This window comes from Acrocarpospora pleiomorpha, from assembly GCF_009687885.1.
Taxonomy (GTDB): Bacteria; Actinomycetota; Actinomycetes; order Streptosporangiales; family Streptosporangiaceae; genus Acrocarpospora; species Acrocarpospora pleiomorpha.
This window is the reverse complement of sequence record NZ_BLAF01000024.1, coordinates 68,450-87,945: the sequence shown is the minus strand read 5'-3', so window position 1 is coordinate 87,945 and position 19,496 is coordinate 68,450. Positions and strand designations below refer to the sequence as shown.

General features: G+C 67.8%; 21 protein-coding genes. 17 read left to right on the top strand and 4 right to left on the bottom strand.

The genetic code is table 11. The annotated features are described in order from the left end of the window. Nucleotides 1–9: 9 nt before the first annotated feature. Nucleotides 10–672, bottom strand: a complete 663-nt coding sequence (locus tag Aple_RS22030; protein ID WP_155346554.1) for a LacI family DNA-binding transcriptional regulator — start codon at nt 670–672, stop codon at nt 10–12. On the opposite strand from Aple_RS22030, the gene Aple_RS22025 reads away from it, so the two are divergent. The 3 genes from Aple_RS22025 to Aple_RS22015 are packed head-to-tail and all read left to right on the top strand — an operon-like array spanning nt 575 to nt 4,366. Beyond that, the gene (locus tag Aple_RS22025) at nt 575–2,614 is read left to right on the top strand and encodes an AMP-binding protein (RefSeq protein WP_308805512.1); all 2,040 of its coding nucleotides are present in this window, start codon (nt 575–577) and stop codon (nt 2,612–2,614) included. The two genes, Aple_RS22030 and Aple_RS22025, sit on opposite strands and share 98 nt — an antisense overlap. Nucleotides 2,615–2,619: 5 nt before the next feature. Next, entirely contained in the window at nt 2,620–3,798 is a 1,179-nt protein-coding gene (locus Aple_RS22020) for a CaiB/BaiF CoA transferase family protein (RefSeq protein WP_170321613.1), read from the top strand. Then, nucleotides 3,770–4,366, top strand: coding sequence for a TetR/AcrR family transcriptional regulator (locus Aple_RS22015; protein WP_155346551.1), 597 nt, complete (start codon nt 3,770–3,772; stop codon nt 4,364–4,366). Before Aple_RS22020 ends, Aple_RS22015 begins: the two co-directional genes overlap by 29 nt. Before the next feature lie 3 nt (nt 4,367–4,369). Here the strand turns inward: Aple_RS22015 and Aple_RS22010 are convergent, their stop codons facing one another. Beyond that, a complete protein-coding gene (locus Aple_RS22010; protein WP_155346550.1) occupies nt 4,370–5,383 on the bottom strand; it encodes a TIGR03617 family F420-dependent LLM class oxidoreductase in 1,014 nt (337 codons plus the stop codon). A 150-nt stretch (nt 5,384–5,533) separates the two neighbouring features. Between Aple_RS22010 and Aple_RS22005 the strand changes: the two genes are divergently transcribed. The 14 genes from Aple_RS22005 to Aple_RS21940 are packed head-to-tail and all read left to right on the top strand — an operon-like array spanning nt 5,534 to nt 18,228. Further along, nucleotides 5,534–6,787 carry an ABC transporter substrate-binding protein gene (locus Aple_RS22005; protein WP_170321612.1) on the top strand — a complete coding sequence of 418 codons (1,254 nt, stop codon included), beginning with the start codon at nt 5,534–5,536 and terminating at the stop codon, nt 6,785–6,787. A gap of 42 nt (nt 6,788–6,829) precedes the next feature. Next, nucleotides 6,830–7,588, top strand: a complete 759-nt coding sequence (locus tag Aple_RS22000) for an ABC transporter ATP-binding protein (RefSeq protein WP_155346616.1) — start codon at nt 6,830–6,832, stop codon at nt 7,586–7,588. After that, nucleotides 7,585–8,292 carry an ABC transporter ATP-binding protein gene (locus Aple_RS21995; RefSeq protein ID WP_155346548.1) on the top strand — a complete coding sequence of 236 codons (708 nt, stop codon included), beginning with the start codon at nt 7,585–7,587 and terminating at the stop codon, nt 8,290–8,292. Before Aple_RS22000 ends, Aple_RS21995 begins: the two co-directional genes overlap by 4 nt. 2 nt (nt 8,293–8,294) lie before the next feature. Beyond that, nucleotides 8,295–9,176 (top strand): branched-chain amino acid ABC transporter permease, encoded by an 882-nt coding sequence (locus Aple_RS21990; protein ID WP_155346547.1) that lies wholly within the window; start codon nt 8,295–8,297, stop codon nt 9,174–9,176. A gap of 9 nt (nt 9,177–9,185) precedes the next feature. Next, nucleotides 9,186–10,211: a branched-chain amino acid ABC transporter permease gene (locus Aple_RS21985; RefSeq protein WP_155346546.1), complete on the top strand. Its 1,026-nt coding sequence runs from the start codon at nt 9,186–9,188 to the stop codon at nt 10,209–10,211. After that, complete coding sequence (locus Aple_RS21980; RefSeq protein ID WP_155346545.1) at nt 10,208–10,549, top strand: PhlB family protein; 342 nt, start codon at nt 10,208–10,210, stop codon at nt 10,547–10,549. Before Aple_RS21985 ends, Aple_RS21980 begins: the two co-directional genes overlap by 4 nt. Further along, the gene (locus Aple_RS21975; RefSeq protein ID WP_155346544.1) at nt 10,546–11,703 is read left to right on the top strand and encodes a thiolase family protein; all 1,158 of its coding nucleotides are present in this window, start codon (nt 10,546–10,548) and stop codon (nt 11,701–11,703) included. Before Aple_RS21980 ends, Aple_RS21975 begins: the two co-directional genes overlap by 4 nt. Continuing rightward, nucleotides 11,704–12,849, top strand: a complete 1,146-nt coding sequence (locus tag Aple_RS21970; RefSeq protein WP_155346543.1) for an acyl-CoA dehydrogenase family protein — start codon at nt 11,704–11,706, stop codon at nt 12,847–12,849. Between the two features lie 49 nt (nt 12,850–12,898). Beyond that, a complete protein-coding gene (locus Aple_RS21965; RefSeq protein ID WP_155346542.1) occupies nt 12,899–13,684 on the top strand; it encodes an SDR family NAD(P)-dependent oxidoreductase in 786 nt (261 codons plus the stop codon). Between the two features lie 12 nt (nt 13,685–13,696). Then, nucleotides 13,697–14,470, top strand: a complete 774-nt coding sequence (locus Aple_RS21960) for a crotonase/enoyl-CoA hydratase family protein (RefSeq protein WP_155346541.1) — start codon at nt 13,697–13,699, stop codon at nt 14,468–14,470. Further along, complete coding sequence (locus tag Aple_RS21955) at nt 14,467–14,934, top strand: MaoC/PaaZ C-terminal domain-containing protein (protein WP_155346540.1); 468 nt, start codon at nt 14,467–14,469, stop codon at nt 14,932–14,934. The genes Aple_RS21960 and Aple_RS21955 overlap by 4 nt, the downstream gene beginning before the upstream one ends. Then, nucleotides 14,931–15,707, top strand: coding sequence for an enoyl-CoA hydratase/isomerase family protein (locus Aple_RS21950; protein WP_155346539.1), 777 nt, complete (start codon nt 14,931–14,933; stop codon nt 15,705–15,707). The genes Aple_RS21955 and Aple_RS21950 overlap by 4 nt, the downstream gene beginning before the upstream one ends. 29 nt (nt 15,708–15,736) lie before the next feature. Beyond that, the gene (locus Aple_RS21945; protein ID WP_155346538.1) at nt 15,737–16,906 is read left to right on the top strand and encodes an acyl-CoA dehydrogenase family protein; all 1,170 of its coding nucleotides are present in this window, start codon (nt 15,737–15,739) and stop codon (nt 16,904–16,906) included. Then, nucleotides 16,903–18,228: a phenylacetate--CoA ligase family protein gene (locus Aple_RS21940; RefSeq protein ID WP_155346537.1), complete on the top strand. Its 1,326-nt coding sequence runs from the start codon at nt 16,903–16,905 to the stop codon at nt 18,226–18,228. The genes Aple_RS21945 and Aple_RS21940 overlap by 4 nt, the downstream gene beginning before the upstream one ends. A 22-nt stretch (nt 18,229–18,250) precedes the next feature. On the opposite strand, the gene Aple_RS21935 is transcribed toward Aple_RS21940, so the two are convergent. Beyond that, entirely contained in the window at nt 18,251–18,919 is a 669-nt protein-coding gene (locus Aple_RS21935; protein WP_155346536.1) for a GntR family transcriptional regulator, read from the bottom strand. Between the two features lie 39 nt (nt 18,920–18,958). Beyond that, nucleotides 18,959–19,483: a VOC family protein gene (locus Aple_RS21930; protein WP_155346535.1), complete on the bottom strand. Its 525-nt coding sequence runs from the start codon at nt 19,481–19,483 to the stop codon at nt 18,959–18,961. Nucleotides 19,484–19,496: the final 13 nt, after the last annotated feature.

Genomic DNA, 19,496 nt, shown 5'->3' with positions numbered 1-19,496 from the left:
TGCCCCGGCTCAGCCGGCCGTGCTCTCCCTGACGATCATCCGGTGTGGCACGACGACCTCGGCCGCACCGGATGTCGCCGTTCCATTGATCGCCGACAGCAGCGTGTCGACGGCCGTGCGGGCGATGGCGGCCTTGTCGGGAGCGACCGTCGTGAGGCTCGGCGTGCTGTACAGCCCCTCCTCGATGTCGTCGACGCCGACCACGGCCACGTCGTCGGGCACCCGGACACCTGCCCTGGTCAGCGCGCGGATCGCGCCGAGCGCGAGCAGGTCGTTGTAGCAGAACACCGCGTCGGGCGGCTCGGGCAGGGCCAGCAGCCGGTCCATCGCCTCGGCGCCCAGCCGCCGGTGGAAGCGGGCCGTCGGGACGACCAGCTCCTCCACCACGGGCAGGCCGCGGCGCGCGTGCGCCTGCCGGTAGCCGATCGTGCGCAGCTGCGCGGTCTCGCCCGTCGCGTACGGCTGGTCGCCGATGGCCGCCACCCGGGTACGGCCGAGGTCCAGCAGGTGGGATGTCGCGTCGAGGGCGGCGGCGACGTTGTCGATCGCCACGTGGTGGAAGCTGTCGTTGAAGATGTGCTCGCCCAGCAGCACGATCGGCACCCGGTTGCCGCGTTCGCGCAGCTCCTTGGCGGTGATCGTCAGCGGGCTGAGCAGCAGGCCGTCGAACATGGCGGCCCGCGAGTCGCGGCCGAGCAGCTTGACCTCGATGACTCGGTGCGGTTCGCCAGCTCACCGATCGTCAACTGCTCGCCCATTGACTTCAAGCGGCCTTGAAGTCGTTGACTGGCGACCATGCAGAGAGCAGGGACAGCTATCAAGCAACGCGCGTTCAGAAATTGGTGCGGCAGGCCGGTCGCCCCCGGGCTGCCCTGATACGAGACGCCTCTGCGCCATGGTCGGGACGTCTTGGGCCGTCTCTGCTCCAGCTGGTCGTCCCAAGACCAGCAGTGCCGGATCGAGACTCACACTCGGGCAAGTGGGTCACTCGAAACATGCCTTACTGGTTAAACAAGAACGAGCTAGGCTGCGTCCAGGCACAGGCGCCTCGCGCATGGAGGAGATCGGGATGCAGTCGGTAGTTCATGAGGTCACGGTCGTCGATGGTGCGCTTGCCGCTCTGCGTCGTCGGGGGAGCGACGTCGTTCTCAGACACGAGAGCGGGGCACTTCGGGCGGATGAGGCGATCCGCACGGTGTATCGGATCGCGCGGGTGTTGCGGAGTCGTGGGCTGGGGAAGGGTGATGGTTTCGCTTTGCTCAGTGGCAATCTGCCGCAGGCCTTTTTGGTCCAGCTCGCCGGGATGTTGCTGGGCGCTCGGTACACACCGCTGCACCCGCTCGGCTCGCTGTCGGACCACCTGTTCATCCTGGACGATGCCGAGATCGATCTGGTGGTCTTCGACCCGCGGATGTACGCCGAACGTGCGCACGCCTTGGGGGAGTCCGGCCGGGTCCGGAATCTGCTTTCGCTCGGGCCGGCGGACTCGGGCGACGACCTGCTGGCGCTCACCGGGGTCGAGGACGATTCGCCGTTGGACGTCGTACCGTCCTCGTCCGACATCGCCGGGATCTTCTATACGGGGGGCACGACCGGCGTGCCCAAGGGCGTGGTGCACACGCACGCCGAGGTCTGGTACACGAACATGCTCGCCGCGAGCCAGCTGGACTGGCCGACGGAGAACACCCTGCTGGTGTGCACCCCGATCAGCCATGCCGGCGGCTGGTTGATCACGCCGGCCCTGATCCGGAACGGTTCGGCAGTGCTCGTCGACCGATTCGATCCACACGAGTTCCTGAACCTCGTGGAGGCGTTCCGGATCACGGCCACCTTCCTCGTCCCCACTCAGATCTACGGGCTGCTGGATGCTCTCGACACCTCTCGTGCCGACATCTCGAGTCTCGAGGTGATCTTCTATGGAGCCGCGCCGATGTCGGTCGAACGGCTCCGCGAGGGCATCGACCGGCTGGGCCCGGTGTTCGCCGGCGGATACGGTCAGACCGAAGCGGGAATCAGCCTGCTGTCGCTCCCTCGTCGAGACCTGGACCCCGCTGTCCCCGGCCGCCTCGCCACGTGTGGCAAGCCGGTCGCCGGCGTCGTCATGCGGGTGGTTCGGGAGAGCGGTGCGGAGGCCGACGTCGGCGAAGTGGGTGAGCTGTGCCTCCGTGGTCCGATGGTCATGTCCGGCTACTGGAAGCGTGACGAGGCGACGGCGTACGCGTTGCGCGACGGTTGGCTGCACACGGACGACATGGGCTTCGTCGACGAGCACGGGTTCCTGACCTTGGTCGATCGCCGGAAAGATATGATCATCTCCGGCGGCTTCAACGTGTACCCCAGCGAGGTGGAGGCGGCGCTTGCCGAGCTGGCGGAGGTCAAGGAGTGCGCCGTGATCGGCGTACCCGACGACCACTGGGGCGAGGCTGTGCACGCCTTCGTGGTGCTACGGGACACCGCGGAGTTGAGCGAGGCAGAGGTGATCGATCATGTGCGTGAGCGCAAGGGCCCGGTCAACACCCCCAAGCGGGTGCATTTCCGAACGGCGCTGCCGCTCACGCCTATCGGCAAGCTGGACAAGAAGGCTCTTCGCGCGGCCCGGCAAGAAGGAGCCTGACTGCCGTGCCTGCCGGGAAGGTCGGCGTCGGCCAGCCGCTCGCCGGCCTCAGAGTGCTGAGTCTGGCGCAGCAATTCCCGGGGCCCTTCGCCTGCCGCCTGCTGGCCGACCTCGGTGCCGAAGTCGTGTTGGTCGAGCAGATCGACGGAGGGGATCCCGCTCGAACGCTCCCGCCGCTCTTCGACGCCCTGAATCATGGTCAGCGCAGTCTGGCCGTCGACCTCAAGTCGGCCGCGGGCCTCGATGTCTTCGCGAGGTTGGCGGCCACGTCGCGCGTCGTCCTCGAAGGCTTCCGGCCGGGTGTCGCAGCACGCCTCGGAGTCGGACTCGAGGACGTCCGCGCGATCCGGCCGGACGTCATCTACTGCTCGATCAGCGGCTTCGGGCAGGAATGCGACGAACCAGGCCATGATCTCGGGTTCCAGGCGCGGGCAGGAGTGATCGCGCCCAAGACGTTCAGCCCGGCGGAGCCAGGGCTGCCGCTCGCGGACCTCGCCGCGGCGATGTACGCCGCCCTCGGAGTCGTGGCAGCTGTGCCGGAACGGGACAGCGTCTTCCTCGACATCTCGATGACGGATGCTCTGGTGGCCTGGTCCGCACCCCTTCTCGCCCTCCGCTGGAGCCAGCCGGCGGGCAGGGACGCCACGCCACCTGGCTACGGCCTGTTCCGCACTCGTGACGGGTGGGCGTGCATCGCGATCTTCCACCACGAGGACGGCTTCTGGGCTGCGCTCTGCTCCGAGCTCGGGCTCGACGACATCGCCGGCATGCCGGCGGCTGAGCGCGTCGCCGGGGCAGAGGTTCTGAGAAGCCGGATCGCTGATCGCGTGGCCGGACGAGAAGCCGGCGAGCTGCTCGAAGCGCTGCGTGCACGCGGCGTACCGTCCGGCCCTGTGAACGATGCGGAGGCGGTACGTGTCGATCCGTTGCTCCGGGATCGGGGAACGGTCGTCGCTGCGGCCGACCGCACCGTGGTTCGCAGTCCGTTCGCCCGTCTGCACGCGGTGGATCGCTCGGCTGCGCCGAGACTGGGTGAAGATACTCTGTCGCTGTTGAGCGAGTTGAGCTATTCGCCGCAGGAGATCGACTGCCTCCTGGCAGAACGTGTGATTCGGGTGGACGGATCAGAGAGTGATCGATTGAAGGAGGTGTCGGATGGCACAGCCGAAGGCAAGCACCCCTGATGCCGTGCTGAAGGCTGCCGCCGAGGTCTTCCGTAAGCACGGGTACCAGAAGGCGACGATCGACGACATCGCCCGCGAGGCCGGGATCTCCAAGCCGACCGTGTACCGGTACGCCAAGAGCAAGCAGTGGCTGCTGGAGAAGATCGTCAAGACGGTCCAGGACGAGATGGTCCAGCGCCTGGACGCCGCCTGGGACGAAGGGTTGCCGGCCGCTGAGCGGCTGCGTGGCCTGGTCGCCGTGAACGTCGAGGTGTCGATCCACTTCCGCACCTTCTACAACGTCTCGCTCGGCGAGCAGCACGACATGTCGAAGCGGGCGGCGCAGCAGTACCGGGCATGGGCCCACGGCATCAACGAACGGACCGAGCAGATCCTGCGGGCGTGTGTCGAGGAGGGGTCGCTCGAGCTCGACGGCGACCTGACCGTCTACACGAACCTCTTTCAGAGCATGCTGTTCTCGCTGTTCCGCTGGTACGACGAGAGCGGTCCGGTCGATCGTGATCTGTTGGTCGACCACATCATGGGACTGGTCGGCTGCCGGGGATCCGCGACCCGCCAACCGGCCTGACGCTCAGGTCAGGACGGGTGTCTGGAGCCGGTCCAGCAGGCCGTCGTAGCGTTCGGCCGCGCGCTGCCGGATCTCGTCGGGACGGCAGATGAGTCCGATCGTCTCGACCACCTCGTCGTCGACCAGTTCCGCCATCCGCTCCCAGCGTGCCGGGTCGGTGGTCCGCGAGAGGCTGTGGAGCTGCTCGCCGAGGCGGCCCCAGCCATGGTGTTCGAGGACCGAGAGATAGGCCGGCGTGCTTCCGTAGAACGCGATCCGGCGGCGAACGGCGCGTATCGAGTTCGCCATCTCCTCGTCGGTGGCGCCGGTCGCGACGAGGACTGCTCCCGAGAGCCGGAACGCGTTCCTCTCCCGACCGGCCTCCTCGAGGCTGCGTTCGACCAGCGGCACGGTGTGTTCGCGCAGGTACGACGCGCTCGCGGCGAAGGGGTGAGTGATGAGCCCGTCCGCGGCACGACACGCGAGCCGGGTCATCGCGGGGCCGACGGCCGCCAGGAGGACGGGCGGATCCGGGTGCGAGATCGCGGGCGGGGTGAGCTCGGAGTTCATCAGGTTGATCGTGTAGTGGTCGTTGCGTACGTCGAGCACGCCGCCCTCACGCCAGCACGCCCAGATCGCGCGCGTGGCCTCGATGAAGGACTCCATCTGAGCCACCGGCTTGGTCCACGGCATGCTGTAGCGGCGGGTGATGTGCGGCTTGATCTGGCTGCCCAGACCGAGGACGAATCGGCCGCCGCTGATGGCCTGGAGATGATGTGCCCGCAGCGCCAGTGTCATCGGTGACCGGGCGAACGCGATCGCGATTCCGGTGCCGAGTTCGATGGTCGAGGTGTCCTCGGCAGCGGCCACGAGCGGCAGGAAGGCGTCGCTGTTGACCTCGGCGGAGTAGGTGGCCGCGTATCCGTTCGCTTCCTGCGCGGACGCCTGGTCCCGGATCTCCCGCGTGCTCAGGTACCTGAGCGCAGACTCGCCCGCGCCGTTGGTCGCGGCCTCGAGCGTCGCTTCGAACTGAACCATGTGCTGACTCTCCTCGGTGTCCACAAGACTGTACCTTGACTAACCAGTTAAGCAAGTGCCACAGTGAGCCGCGTCACGGGTTGTCACCGGTGATACGGGGACGAATCGTCGTCGGATGCGGGCTCGGCCCGCGAGCACATGGAGGCAGCAGTGAGACCCACCGGAAAGAAGTTCGCGGTTGTGACCGCAGCGGCTCTCGCCGCGGCTCTCTCCCTGACCGCGTGCGGCGGTCGCGGGTCCAACGACAGCAGTGCCATCCCGGGTGTCACAGACTCGGAGATCATCCTCGGCAGCTCGTACCCGTACAGCGGGCCGGCTTCCGCGTTCGGCACGATCGGTAAGGGCATCGCGACGTACTTCGACTACCTGAACGCCGAGAAAGGTGGCGTGAAGATGGGCGACGGCAAGACGCGGAAGATCAAGTTCATCAGCTACGACGACTCCTACGCTCCGGAGAAGCAACTCGCGAACGCCCAGAAGCTCGTCGAGCAGGACAAGGTCTTCGCCACCTTCGCGATGTTCGGCACGCCCACCCATCTGGCGGCGGTCGACTACCTGAATGCCAAGAAGGTTCCGGACGTCTGGGTCAACAGCGTCTCTGCGCAGTTCTCAGTCGAGTCCACGAAGTGGCCGTTCACGCTGGCATTTCCGCCCACGGGCCAGACGGAGGTCGACGTCCTCGCCACGTACCTCGGCCAGACCAAGCCGGACGCGAAGATCGGGCTGCTCTTTCAGAACGACGACACCGGCAAGGGCGCCGTCGCGCAGTTGGAGAAGAATGTGGCCGGCACGCGGATGAAGCTCGTCGCCAAGGAGTCCTACGAGGTGACGGACCCAACGGTCGACTCCCAGGTCACCAACCTCGTCCAGTCCGGGGCCGACGTCATCTGGATGGCGGTCGCGCCGAAGCAGGGCGCGCAGGCGATCAAGCGGAGCGCCGAGCTGAAGTTCAAAGGCGTGCGGATCATCTCCACCACGGCGTCGTCGGTCGCGGCCGTCCTTACCCCGGCGGGGCTCGAGGCGTCGAAGGGCCTCATCTCGACCGCGTTCACCAAGGACGCCAGTGATCCGAAGTGGGCTTCGGACCCAGACGTGGTCGAGGCCAACCGAATCATCGAGAAGTACGGCAAGGGCCTGAAAGCCAACGACTCGCTCGCGCTCACCGGGATCAACGCTGCGCAGATCATGGAGCGCACCCTCGAGCGGATGGACGAGCCCACGCGTGACTCGCTGATGAAGACGGTCCGCACCATCGACCCGCCGCTGCAGCTTCCCCTGGTGCTCCCCGGCGTCACCGTCTCGACCGGACCGGACAAGCTCCTGGCGGTCACCATCCTTCAAGTGCAGCAGTTCGACGGAGCTGCCTGGCAGTCCGTGGGCGAACCGGTCTCGCTCGACCAGTAGTCGGAGCCACCCTCCTCACGGACGATCGGATCCCCAGTGAACATGCTCAGCGTCGAGGGTGTGAGTCTCCGCTTCGGCGGGGTTCTCGCACTGGACGACGTCACCTTCTCGGTCGACGACGGTTCCATCTGCGGTCTCATCGGCCCCAACGGTGCCGGCAAGACGACCCTCTTCAACTGCATCACTCGCCTCTACGATCCCGACAGCGGTCATATCCACTTCAACGGTCTCGACCTTCTCGATCGCCGGGCACACGAGATCCCTCGCCACGGCGTAGCGAGGACGTTCCAGAACCTGGGGTTTCTTCCGGGCGAGACGGTGCTCGACAACGTGCTGCTAGGCGCGCATCACCGCTTCAGGTCGCGCTACCTCGGTGCCCTCCTGCGGAGCGTCGCCCATCGGCGGGAGCAACGTGCGTTGACCGAGGACGCTCTGACAGTTCTGGCCGGTCTCAACCTGCTCGACCTCGCCTACCGCCCCGTTGGCGGCCTGCCGTACGGCACGCAGAAGCGTGTCGAGCTGGCGCGAGCCGTCGTCGGCAAGCCGCGACTGATCCTGCTCGACGAGCCGGCGAACGGCCTGACCCATGGTGAGGTGGACGAACTGGGCGACGTCATCCGCCGGTTCCAGGCCGAACGGGACCTCACCGTCGTGCTCGTCGAGCACCACATGAGATTGGTCATGGGCGTGTCCGACCACATCGTCGCGCTGGCCATGGGACGCAAGATCTTCGACGGCACCCCGGCCGCCGCACAGTCGAACGCCGCCCTGAGCGAGGCGTACTTCGGGACGACGGCATGAGCATCCTCAGTCTGCGTGGTGTGTCCGCCGCGTACGGTCCGATCAACGTGCTCCACGACGTCTCCCTCGAGGTCCCAGCACGCCAGGCGGTCGTGGTGCTCGGGGCCAACGGCGCTGGAAAGACCACGACCCTCCGCTCGATCTGCGGAATCACGAACAATCGTGGGTCGATCGTCTTCGACGGCGCCGAGATCTCGCGCATGGCCACCGCTGACATTGTCCGCCGAGGGGTCGCACACGTGCCCCAGGGACGTGGGACCTTCGCGGATCTGACCGTCCGGGAGAATCTGGACCTGGGTGCCTACCTGCGTCGGGACAAGGCTGTGCGCGCCGATATCGACCGATGCTTCGACCTCTTTCCCCGGCTGTCGGAGCGCGCGACGCAGGCGGCCGGCAGTTTGTCCGGCGGGGAGCAGCAGATGCTCGCGATCGCCCGTGGGCTGATGCTGCGGCCGAAGCTGCTGGTTCTCGACGAGCCATCCCTCGGGCTCGCGCCGATCATCGTGCGCGACTTGTTCGACACGCTGGCCACGCTCCGATCCGAACGGGAACTCGCCCTGCTCATCGTCGAGCAGAACGCCGACCTGGCGCTCGCGATGGCAGACCACGCCTACGTCCTCGAAGCGGGATCGATTGTCTTCGGCGGCCCCTCCGAGGTCGTCCGCCAGAACGACACCCTCCGGCGCGCATATCTGGGGTACTGACGATGACCTTGTTCTTTCAGCAGATCGTCGACGGGATCTCGTCGGGCGCGATTTACGCGCTGCTCGGGCTCGCGATCGTGATGGTGCACCGCGGCAGCGGGGTCGCGAACTTCGCCCAGGGCGAGATGGCGATGCTGGCCGCGTACATCGCCTGGCAGGTCAACGCCTGGGGAGCCCCGTGGGCGCTGGCGATGCTCGCCGCGGTCGGGGCGTCGTTCGGGATCGGAATGCTGGTCGAGCGGCTCGTCGCGAGACGTGCCGCGCAAGGCTCGGTACTCACCGTAGTGATCGTCACGCTCGGTCTTTTCCTGGTCATCAACCAGAGCGCCGGGTACCTGTGGACCTTCGAGATCAAAGACTTCCGCGGAATCATGCCGTCCGGGGTGTGGTCAGTCGGTGGCGTCGCGGTCTCCTACGACGCTATGGGCGTGGTGGGCGCGCTCGTCCTGTGCGGCGTGGGTCTCTACCTGCTGCTGAGCCGCACCCGCGTCGGGCTGGCGATGCGAGCCGCGACGTCGAATCCGGAGTCGGCGGCGCTGGTGGGAATCCGCACCAGCCGGGTCCACATGTTCAGCTGGGGGCTGGCCGGTTCGATCGGGGCCGTCGCCGGCGTGATGGTGGCGCCGCGGCTGTTCCTCGAACCGAGCATGATGTTCGGCTCCCTGCTTTTCGCCTTCGCAGCCGTCACGGTCGGCGGTCTCGACAGCCCGCTCGGCGCGGTGATCGGAGGACTGCTGGTCGGCATCTCCGAGAACCTGGCCGGCACGTATGTCGACTTCATCGGCTCCGACCTGAAGATCGCGGTGCCGCTGCTGATCATCGTGCTGGTGCTCATCGTCCGTCCGGCCGGCATGTTCGGCAACCGATCCGTCACTCGCGCTTAGGGGGACGTGATGACCCAAACTCAAGCCGTGCCGTCGAGCAGCCTGAGCTCGCCGCTCTGGATAACTCGCGCACGCCGTCTGCGTTGGGCGCTCGCTGCCCTGTTGGCGCTGATCGCGCTGCTGCTGCCGTTCGGTCTGCAGCCCTACAACGTCCTACGTCTGACTCTGGTCCTGATCTTCGGGATCTCCATCATGGGCCTGAATCTCCTCACCGGCTACGCCGGCCAGATCTCGCTCGGGCACGGGGCGTTCTTCGCGGTGGGCGCGTACGTCACCGCGATCACGTGCAACGAATGGTCGTCGCCGTTCGCCGTCGCGCTGCCGGCCTCGCTCGTCGTTACCTTCGTGCTCGGTGGGCTGATCGGCATCCCCGCGCTGCGCATCCGCGGCGTGTACCTCGGAGTGATCACGCTGGCGCTGGCCATCATCGTGCCCTCGCTGGTCAAGCGGTTCGACTCCGTGACCGGCGGGGCGCAGGGGCTCCGGGTCCCGCAGCTGCAAGCGCCGGCGTGGAGCGGCCTGGGCGGCGACCAGTGGACCTACTTCGTCGTCCTCGTCGTGTGCGTGCTGGTGTTCCTCGGGGCCCGGAACCTGACGCACGGGCACATCGGGCGAGCCATGGTCGCCGTTCGGGAGAACGAGCTGGCCGCGAGTGCGAACGGGGTGGACGTCGTTCAGGTGAAGCTGGTCAGCTTCGCTGTCAGCGCGGCGCTCGCCGGGCTCGCCGGAGGACTGTACGCGATCGTGGTGGGCTACGTCGCCCCGGACAGCTTCACGCTGCTGCTGTCGATCAACCTGCTCGCCGGCATGGTCGTCGGGGGAGCCGGCTCCATCGCAGGCCCACTGATCGGAGCGGTCTTCATCGAGTACACGCCGATCGTCACCAGCGGTTTCAACCAGGCCCTGGGCGGCATGATCTACGGACTGGTGATCGTCGTCGTCATGCTGCTCTTCCCCAAGGGCGTCGTGGGTCTGGGTGAACTGGTGGCAGCACGCCTTCCCTGGACGCGACCCGACCAAGGGGTCCGCCGATGACGGAAGCGCCGCCCGAGCTCGAGGTCGCGGCCTGCGGAAGCTGCGGATTCCTCGATCACCCGGCCCAAGAGTTCGGGTGCCGGCGGTGCGGGGCGCACGGCGCGGCACTCGGAGTGGAACGTGTGCCCGCCCGCGGGATTGTCGTTTCGTCCGCAGAGGTGAACCTGTACGGCGGCACCGACATCACCGCACCGTTCGTCGTCAGTGCGGTGCGACTCGACAGCGGTCCGGTCCTGCGGGTGACGATGCTCGACACCACGCCGGTTCCCCGTGGTTGCGCCGTGATCGGCGTCGTCTCCGGCGGCGAACTGCGCTTCGTCCAGGAGAACGGCTCGTGATCAAGACGCTTCAGGATCTTCGCCCGGTGTACGTGGTCGGCATCGGACTGCACCGTTACCAGCGGATCGGCGACACGTCGTTCGTCCAGCTCGGCCTGACGGCGGTGCGCGCCGCGCTGGACGACGCTCGGCTGACCTGGCCCGACATCGACCACGTCTACACGGGGACAGCCACGAGTGGCATGGCCGTCTCGCGGCCCATCCTCAAACACCTCGGGGTCACGGGCATCCCCATGACGCAGATCGAGAACGCTTCCGCCTCCGGTTCCAGCGCGGTGCGTCTCGCCGCGATCACGGTCGCCTCGGGGTTATCAGATGCGAGTCTCGCGCTCGGCGTCGATAAGGGCTTCCAACTGCTGAACTCGGCCAGCCGCACCGGTGTCAGCGGGCTCGCTGATCACCGAATCCCGCCGCCCGCGCACTTCGCGCTGCTGGCCTCCGAGTACATCGACACCTACGGTGCGACGCCGGCGCAACTGGCAGCTGTGGCGGTGAAGAACCACCGCAACGGCGCCTTGAACCCGTACGCCCAGCGTCAGAAGGTACGGACGCTCGAGGAGGTGATGGCTGACGCCCCCATCGCCGGAGTGCTCACGCGGCTCCAGTGCTGCCCGATCGGCGAGGGAGCAGCGGCCGCCATCCTCGTCTCTGAGGACGCCATCGAGCGATGCGGACTCGACCGATCCAGATGCGTGCGGGTCGCATCGTCCGCCCAGTTCAGCGAGGAGCTCTACGGCGCCAGGAGCTTCGACGCGGAGCTCACCCGGCGTACGACGCGCCAAGCGATGGCCGAAGCCGACATCCGGCCGGAAGACCTCGATCTGGTCGAGCTCCACGACGCCTTCACCATCGAAGAGCTCCAGTACGTCGAGGCCATGGGCCTGTGCGCCGAGGGCGACGCCGCGGCAGAGATCGCCGCGGGCGCGTTCGACATCGGCGGCCGCACCGCGGTCAGCGCGTCCGGGGGACTGATCGCCATGGGGCACCCGACCGGTCCGACCGGGGTCGGCCAGGTCGTCGAGATCACCCGCCAGCTGCGCGGGGAGGCCGGAGCCCGGCAACAACCGGAAGCGCGCTGGGGCCTCGCCCACATGGTCGGCCTGGGTGCTGTCTGTGTCGCCCATGTTCTCGAAGCGCCGGAAGGAAGGCACTGAGTGTTCGATCCCATCGACCTCGCGCCGGAACACCAAGCGCTCCGCGAGCTGGTACGTCGGATCGCCGACGTTCACCACCGGCCGCTCGAGGAAAAGGTCCTGCGTGGCGAACGCGTCCAAGCCGGTGATCTCGTACCGGGCCAGGACGCGGCGAGAGCGGCCGGACTGGCCGGGATCGCCGTGCCCGCGGCGCTCGGCGGCGCGGGAATGACCGCGCTGGAGCGGGCGGTGGCGACGGAGGAGGCGGCGAGACCTCTGGTGCCGCTGCGCTTCCCCGGCAGTCCGTTCGATCAGGTCTTCGTGACGGCACCGCCGGAGCAGCGGGAACGGTTCCTCTTCCCGCTGATGAGGGGCGAGATCGAGTTCTGCTTCGCGCAGACCGAGCCGGGCGGCGGCTCCGATCCGGGACGCAGCATCCGGACCACGGCCGTGCGGGTCGACGACACCTGGGTGCTGAACGGCAACAAGGTGTTCATCTCCGAGGTCGCGAACGCCGACCACGTGCTGGTCGTTGCCGTCACCGACCGCGACCTCCGCCAGCGCGGAGGGTTCTCGCTGTTCATCGTCGATCGCGACACGCCCGGCCTCACCATCGGACGGCGGATCGAGATGCTCGGCGGGTTCGTGACGCACGAGATCTTCCTTGACGACTGCCCGGTTCCCCGGGAAAACGTCGTCGGCGCCGAGGGTTCGGGGTTCGCCGGCGCCCAGGCGCTCCTGACCTCGGCGCGACTCGGCGTGGGCGCTTCGTCTCTCGGCATCGCGAGCCGGGCCTGCGAGATGATGATCGAGCACGCTCGGACCCGGGAGGCCTTCGGCTCCCGGCTCAGCGACAAGCAGGCCGTCCAGACCGCGATCGCCGACTCCTGGATCGAGATCCACCAGGCCCGACTCGTCCTCTACAACGCCGCATCGCGCGCGGACCTGGGCAACGACGTCCGAGTCGAGTCCGGCGTCGTGAAGATGCTCGGAACCGAGGTTGCCGGACGAGTCATCGACCGCGCGATCCAGGTGCTCGGTGCCGCCGGCGCGTCCCTGGACCACCCGCTGGCGCACTGGAACGGACTGCAACGCCTGGCCCGGATCTACGAAGGCCCGACCGAGGTGCAACGCCACCAGGTCCTGGTGCCGCGGCTGCTGCGCTGATGCGGCCTGCGACGCCCTCCACCTCCAGACATCAGACAGGACATCTCCAATGAGTGACATCCTCAGCCTGACCGGAAAGGTCGGACTGGTTACCGGTGCCGGCCAGGGGGTCGGCCGCCAGATCGCGCTGCACTTCGCGGAGCACGGCGCCGGTGTCGTGGTCAACGACTACGTGCTCGATCGCGCCGCGGCGGTCGCGGCGGAGATCCAGGACCTCGGTGGATCCGCCTGCGCTGTGCAGGCGGACGTGAGCGACCATGCCGGCGTGATGGCGATGTCAAAGCAGGCCGTTGAGCAGTTCGGCCCGATCGACATCCTGGTCAACAACGCCGGCAACGCGGGAGCTACGCCTAGCCCCGATGCGCTGGCGCCCTTCTGGGAAACCGGGCCCGATGTCTGGAACACCTTCTTCAACGTCAATCTGTACGGCGTCATGAACTGCGCGGCGTCCGTGATCCCGAGCATGATCGAACGCCGGCAGGGCCGGATCATCACCATCATCTCCGAGGCGGGACGTTACGGGGATGCGGGCCTGGAGGCCTACTCGGCCGCCAAGGCCGGTGCCGCCGGGCTCACCCGGGCGATGGCGCGCACGCTCGGTCGCCACGAGATCACCGCCAACTGCGTGGCGATCGCAGCGACCGAGACGCCGGCCATCGCGGATCAACTCGCCGATGGCAAACGCCTCAAGAAGATCATGGAGCGCTACGTCATCCGCAGGCCGGGCCAGCCGAACGACATCGCGAACATGGTGCTGTTCCTCGCCTCCGACGCGAGCAGCTGGATCACCGGCCAGACCTATCCCGTCAACGGCGGATTCACGTTCGCTCTCTGAGGAGCCCCTTTCATGTCCCACGATCCATCATCGGTCCGCACCGAGCGGCAGGGCCCGATCCTCCTGGTGACGATCAACCGACCGCACGTGAAGAACGCGGTCGACAGCGGCACCGCCTACTTGATCAATGAGGCGATGGACGTCGTCGACTCCGATCCCGGCATCTTCGGAGCCGTCATCACCGGAGCCGGCGGAGCCTTCTCGGCCGGAGCCGATCTCAAGGCGCTGCGCGAGGACTCACACGTCGATCTACCGGCTCGCGGTGGGTTCGGGGTGATGCGGCGGCCTCCGCGCAAACCATTGGTCGCAGCGGTTGAGGGCATTGCCGTCGGCGGTGGACTCGAGCTCTGCCTCGCGTGTGATCTCGTCGTCGCCGCGCGGGACGCGCGGATGGGTCTGCCGGAGGTGCGCCACAACGTGGTGGCCGTTGGTGGCGGACTCTTCCGACTTCCCCGACGGATCCCGTACCACCTGGCGATGGAACTGGCGCTCTCCGGTGAGCTCCGTCCGGCCGAATTCTTCGCCGAACACGGCCTGGTCAACCGGCTGGTCGAGCCGGGCCAAGCGGTGACCGAGGCGCTGGCGATGCTTCAAGGGCTGCTCCGCAACGGCCCCACGGCCCTCGCGGCCACCAAACAGATCATGCTGGCCTCCACCGACTGGACCGAGTCGGAGGCCTGGCAGCTCCAGCTGCCGATCGCGGAGGTGGCCCTGACGTCGGCGGACCGGGAGGAAGGCATCCGGGCCTTCGCCGAGAAGCGCGCTCCCGTCTGGACCGGGCGATGAGGCTGCCGCTCTACTTCGACGACCTCGAGGTCGGTCAGCGGTGGGACCTGCCCGGTCGGACGGTCACCGAGACCGACCTGGTCAGTTTCGCGATGCTGTCCGGGGACTGGAACCCGATCCACACCGACGAGACCTTCGCAGCCTCCAGCCACTTCGGAACCCGGGTCGTCTACGGGTTGCTCGGTGTCGTGATGCTCACCGGTTTCCTCGACCGCAGCGGGCTCTTCACCGGCTCCGCCGTTGCCGCCCTCGGCATCAAGGACTGGCAGTACAAGAAGGCGTTCTTCATCGGGGACACGATTCGCGGACGGCTCGAGATCGTCGGTCTGCGCCTGACCAGCTCGGGGACGCAAGGCGTGGTCGAGCGTCATTTCACCCTGCTCGACCAGCATGACGACGTCGTTTCCGAGGGCCGGCTCGACTCGATGATCCGGGTCTCGCCCGAGGCGGTGATCCTGGCATGAGCGCGCGGGATCTGACCGTCGTCCGCGGCGACGGTGTCGTCACGATCACGCTCGATCGCCCCGGCGCCGGCAACGGCCTGAACCTTGAGTTGGCCAGGGCCGTGGCCGAGACGGTGCGCGGCGCGGGGCACGCGCGCTGCATCGTGCTGCGCTCCACGGGTCCCGTGTTCTGCGCGGGTGCTGACCTGGCCATGCTCGAAGGGCTGGGGGCGCCGGAGCAAGCGGAGGCGGTACGCACGTACGTCTACGACGGTTTCCAGGGCATGATCCTGGCGATCGCCACCTCGCCGGTCCCGGTCGTCGCGCGACTCCAGGGGCCGGCGCTGGGCGCCGGCGCTGACCTGGCTCTGGCGTGTGACATCCGGGTCGCCTCCGACCGCGCCTGGATCGAGGAGAGCTGGATCCGGATCGGCACGATCTCCGCACTCGGCGGCGCGCACACCCTGCCGGCGATCGTCGGTCGCGGCGACGCGCTCGACATGCTGCTGACCGCCCGCCGGCTGACCGCGAGCGAGTGCCTTCAGCGCGGCGTGTTCCAGCGCCTCGTACCGGAGGAGCAGCTGGATGCCGAGGTCGGCCGGGTGGTGCGGTCCATCGCGGCACACGACGCCGACGCGGTCCAGGCTGTCAAGCGCCTGGTCTGCGGTGGGGATGTCGAGACGGCGCTCCGTGCAGCGCTGGCGGCCGCACTCGAGGAGCAGGTGCCACTCATCGCACGCACGGAGTTCGCGGACCGGGTCCGCGACGTCAGGGCGCGCCTGGCGCGCAAGTGACGACGCAGCACAAACAAAAGGAGCAAAACATGGCAGTCATCTGGGAGCCCACGCTCGACGCGGAGGCCGCGCACTGGCGGGAGGTGGCCCGCGATCTGTCGGAACGCGTCTTCGGCCCGGCCGCGGAGGAGATCGACGCGAACGCGCGCTATCCGCACGAACACATCCCGGTCCTCGTGGAATCCGGCCTCGCCGGATTGTTCGTTCCGAAGGAGTTCGGCGGTGCCGGGGCCCCGCTCGTCACAACCTGCGCGGTGATGGAGGAGCTCGCCCACGGCTGCGCCACGACCGCCTCGCTGTTCGCGGCCTACATCCTCGGCTCCTACCCGATCCTCCTCGCCGGCACGGACGACCAGAAGGACGCCTACCTGCGGGCCGCCGCGACGAAGGGCGAATCGGTCAGCTTCGGACTGACCGAGCGCAACGCCGGGTCAGACGCCTCGGCGGTCGCGACCACGGCAACCCCGGAGGGCGACAAGATCCGGATCCGGGGTGAGAAATGGTTCATCGGCAACGGCGGTGAGTCACGGTTCTACACCGTCTTCGCCCGCTCCGAGACCGACGCCAAGGGTCGTGCGCGCCTCACGGCGTATGTCGTGGACAAGGAGTCCGAGGGTGTCGTGATCGACGAGTGGGTCGACAAGATGGGCATTCGCGGCACGAAGACGAGCAACATCAAGCTCGACACCCTGGTCGATCCGTCTGCCCGTGTCGGTGAGCCCGGTCGGGGGATCCAGCTGGCTCTCGGCACCCTGACCGTCGGGCGGATCAGTACCGCCGCGCAGTGCGTCGGCATCGGACGCGCGGCGTACGACGAGGCTGCCTCGCACGCCGTCGAGCGGCGGACGTTCGGCTCCCCGATCATCGACAACCAGGGCGTCTCGTTCCCGCTCGCCGAGATCGCGACGGAGCTGTCGGCCGCCCGGATGATGACCTACGAGGCCGCCCGCATGTTCGACGCGGGCCAGGACACCTCGGTGATCGGTTCGATGGCGAAGTACTACGGCAGCACGGTGGCGCACCACGCCGTGAACGTCGGGGTCCAGACCTTCGGCGGCTACGGTTACTGCAAGCCGAGCAAGGTCGAACGTCTCTACCGCGACCAGCGCATCTTCGAGATCGTCGAGGGGACGTCGGAGATCCAGCGCCTGGTGATCGGCCGCGCGATCAAGGACGAGAAGCAGGGGCCCCGGGGGTGACCGCGACGCCCTTCTCGGCAACGCTGTGGAACGAGTCCGAGCGGTGGAGCCGTGACCAGCTGGTCGCCCATCAATCCGACCGGTTGCGCTCGCAGCTGAGGTACGTCTCGGAGCGGAGCGCATTCTACGCTGCCCGGTTCGGCGAGCTGGACTGGTCGCCGGAGGACGTCGCCGGCCTGGACAGCCTCGCGGAGCTGCCGTTCACCCGGAAGTACGACTACGTCGAGTCGTTGTCCGCGGCTCCTCCCTGGGGATCCGCGATCGCCGCCGACCCCGAGAGCATCGAGCGGATCCACTTCTCGTCCGGTACGACCGCGCGGCCCGCTCCGCTGTTCTGGACCGGCGGCGACATCGAGCGCTGGACGGAGAACTACGCGCGCATGTACTACGGGCAGGGCATCCGCCCGGCGGACGTCGCCCAGGTGCTCTACACGTTCTCGTGGTTCGTCGGAGGCTCCGCCGCGGTGCAGGGGCTCCAGCGCGTCGGGGCGGCGAGCATCCCGGCGGGGTCACGCGACTCCGAGCGTCAGATCGAGACGATGATGCACTACCGCACGACCGTCCTGCCGGCCACACCGTCGTTCGTCTTCCACCTCCTGGAGGTCGCCGACGGCATGGGGCTCGACCTGCGTGACAGCGCGGTGCGAAAGATCGTGCTCGGCGGCGAGCCCGGGGGCAGCGTGCCCAGCACCCGGTCAAGGATCCAGGACGGCTACGGCGCGGAGGTGTTCGACACGTACGGAAGTCTGGAGTTCCAGCCGATCGCCTGGGAGTGCACGGCGCACGACGGGATGCACTTCGCCGAACACTCGGCCGTCGTCGAGATCCTCGACCCGGTCACCGACGAACCGGTGCCGGACGGCGACCCGGGGGTGGTCGTCCTGACCCACCTTCACCGTGAGGCGAGTCCGCTGGTCCGATGGTGGACCGGCGACGTCGCGGTCCGCGATTCCTCGCCCTGCGCGTGCGGGCGAACCACCGCACGCCTGGTCGGAGGGGTCCGCGGCCGAGCGGATGACATGCTCGTCGTCCGGGGAGTGAACCTGTTCCCCAGCGCGGTCGAGGAGCTGGTGCGGCAGGCCGAGGGCGCCGCGGGGGAGTACCTGATCGTGCTCGACGAGACGGTCAAGGACCCGGTCAGCGGCTACCTCACCGGTATCAAGGTACGGCTGGAGGCCCGCTCGGACGCCCCCGTCGATCTCGGCAGCGCAGTGGCGGCGGCGATCCACGCACGACTAGGTGTCCGAGCTCACGTTGAGGTGGTCGCGTACGGCGAGCTGCCGCGCAGCGAGCACAAGGCGAAGCGGGTCGTTCATGTCTAGGGCTCCCGGTGAAGTGGCCCGCTCATGAGGCGAAAATGTCCGGGTGCAGGCTGAGTTCGCGCTGGGTGCGGCTGATGTGCATGGCGAGGATGCGCTGCGCCATCTCGGCGTCCTTCTGGCGGATGGCCGCGATCAGAAGCCGGTGCTCGGAGTTGATGACCCAGCGCTGATCGTGGCCGATGAGCTTGGTGTACGCACGCCGGTAGTGCTGTGTCGTGTCCCACAGGCGGGCGATGATCGCCGCCAGTTCCCGGGCGTCGTGGCGCCGGTAGCTCGCCCAGTGCAGCTGGCGGTCGAGGCGGAGGAACTCCTCGACGTCCTCCGTGGCCTCGATGCGATCTTGGATGCCGGCCAGTTCCTCGAGGTCGTCCGGCGTGAGCGCGCGCATGCTCTCGGCCAGGAGCAGTGGTTCGAGCCGCTCACGGATCTTGTAGTTCAGCTCGCAGTCGCGCTGGTCCAGGGACGTGACCCAGGCGCCGCGGTTGGACTTCAGCGTCACCAGGCCACGTGACTGCAGGATGCGCAGGGCCTCGCGGACCGGCAGGCGGCTCGCGCTCAGCTCTTCGGCGAGCTCGTCCTGCAGGATGCGGGTCCCGGGTTTGAGCTGGCCCGACAGGATGCGCTCGCGAACGGTCTCCGCGATGCGGTGACTGGCGACCGTGGTGCCCGATCCCTCGTCAACCTCGGACACGCTCTGATCACTCCCTACGCTGATCACTCCCTTCGCTGATCACTCCTTCGCGGGGGCTTCCCGCGGCGCGCTGTCGAACGCCTTCCCGCCCGGATAGGACACTAGCTCAAACTGCATTCCCCACGGTGCGAGGAAGTAGATCCACCGCTGGCCCTCGCTCGGTCCCTTGCTGGCGGTCGGCTCGCCGAAGACCGTCAAGCCCAGGCTGCGCAGATGATCGACGGCGGCGTCCAGATCCGTGACGTACAGGGCGACATGATGGCCGCCCACGTCGCTGTTACGCGGCGGCGACAGGTTGTGCTCGGCGGCTTCGTACTCGAACACCTCGAAGATCGCCTGCCCGGCGAGGCGGAAGAAGTGGAGTCGGCGCATCACCGTGTCGTCGGCGACGTTGAGGTGCTCGCTCATCCAGTGGTCGTCGTGCCGGAAGGGGCCGAGCGTGTACATGTACTCGCAGCCGAGGACGTCGACGAAGAACGCGCGCGCCTCCTCGAGGTCGGGAACGGTCACCCCGAAGTGGTCGACGCGAGTGATCCCCGGTATCGGGCCGGTTGCGGATTTCATCTCACCCACCTTG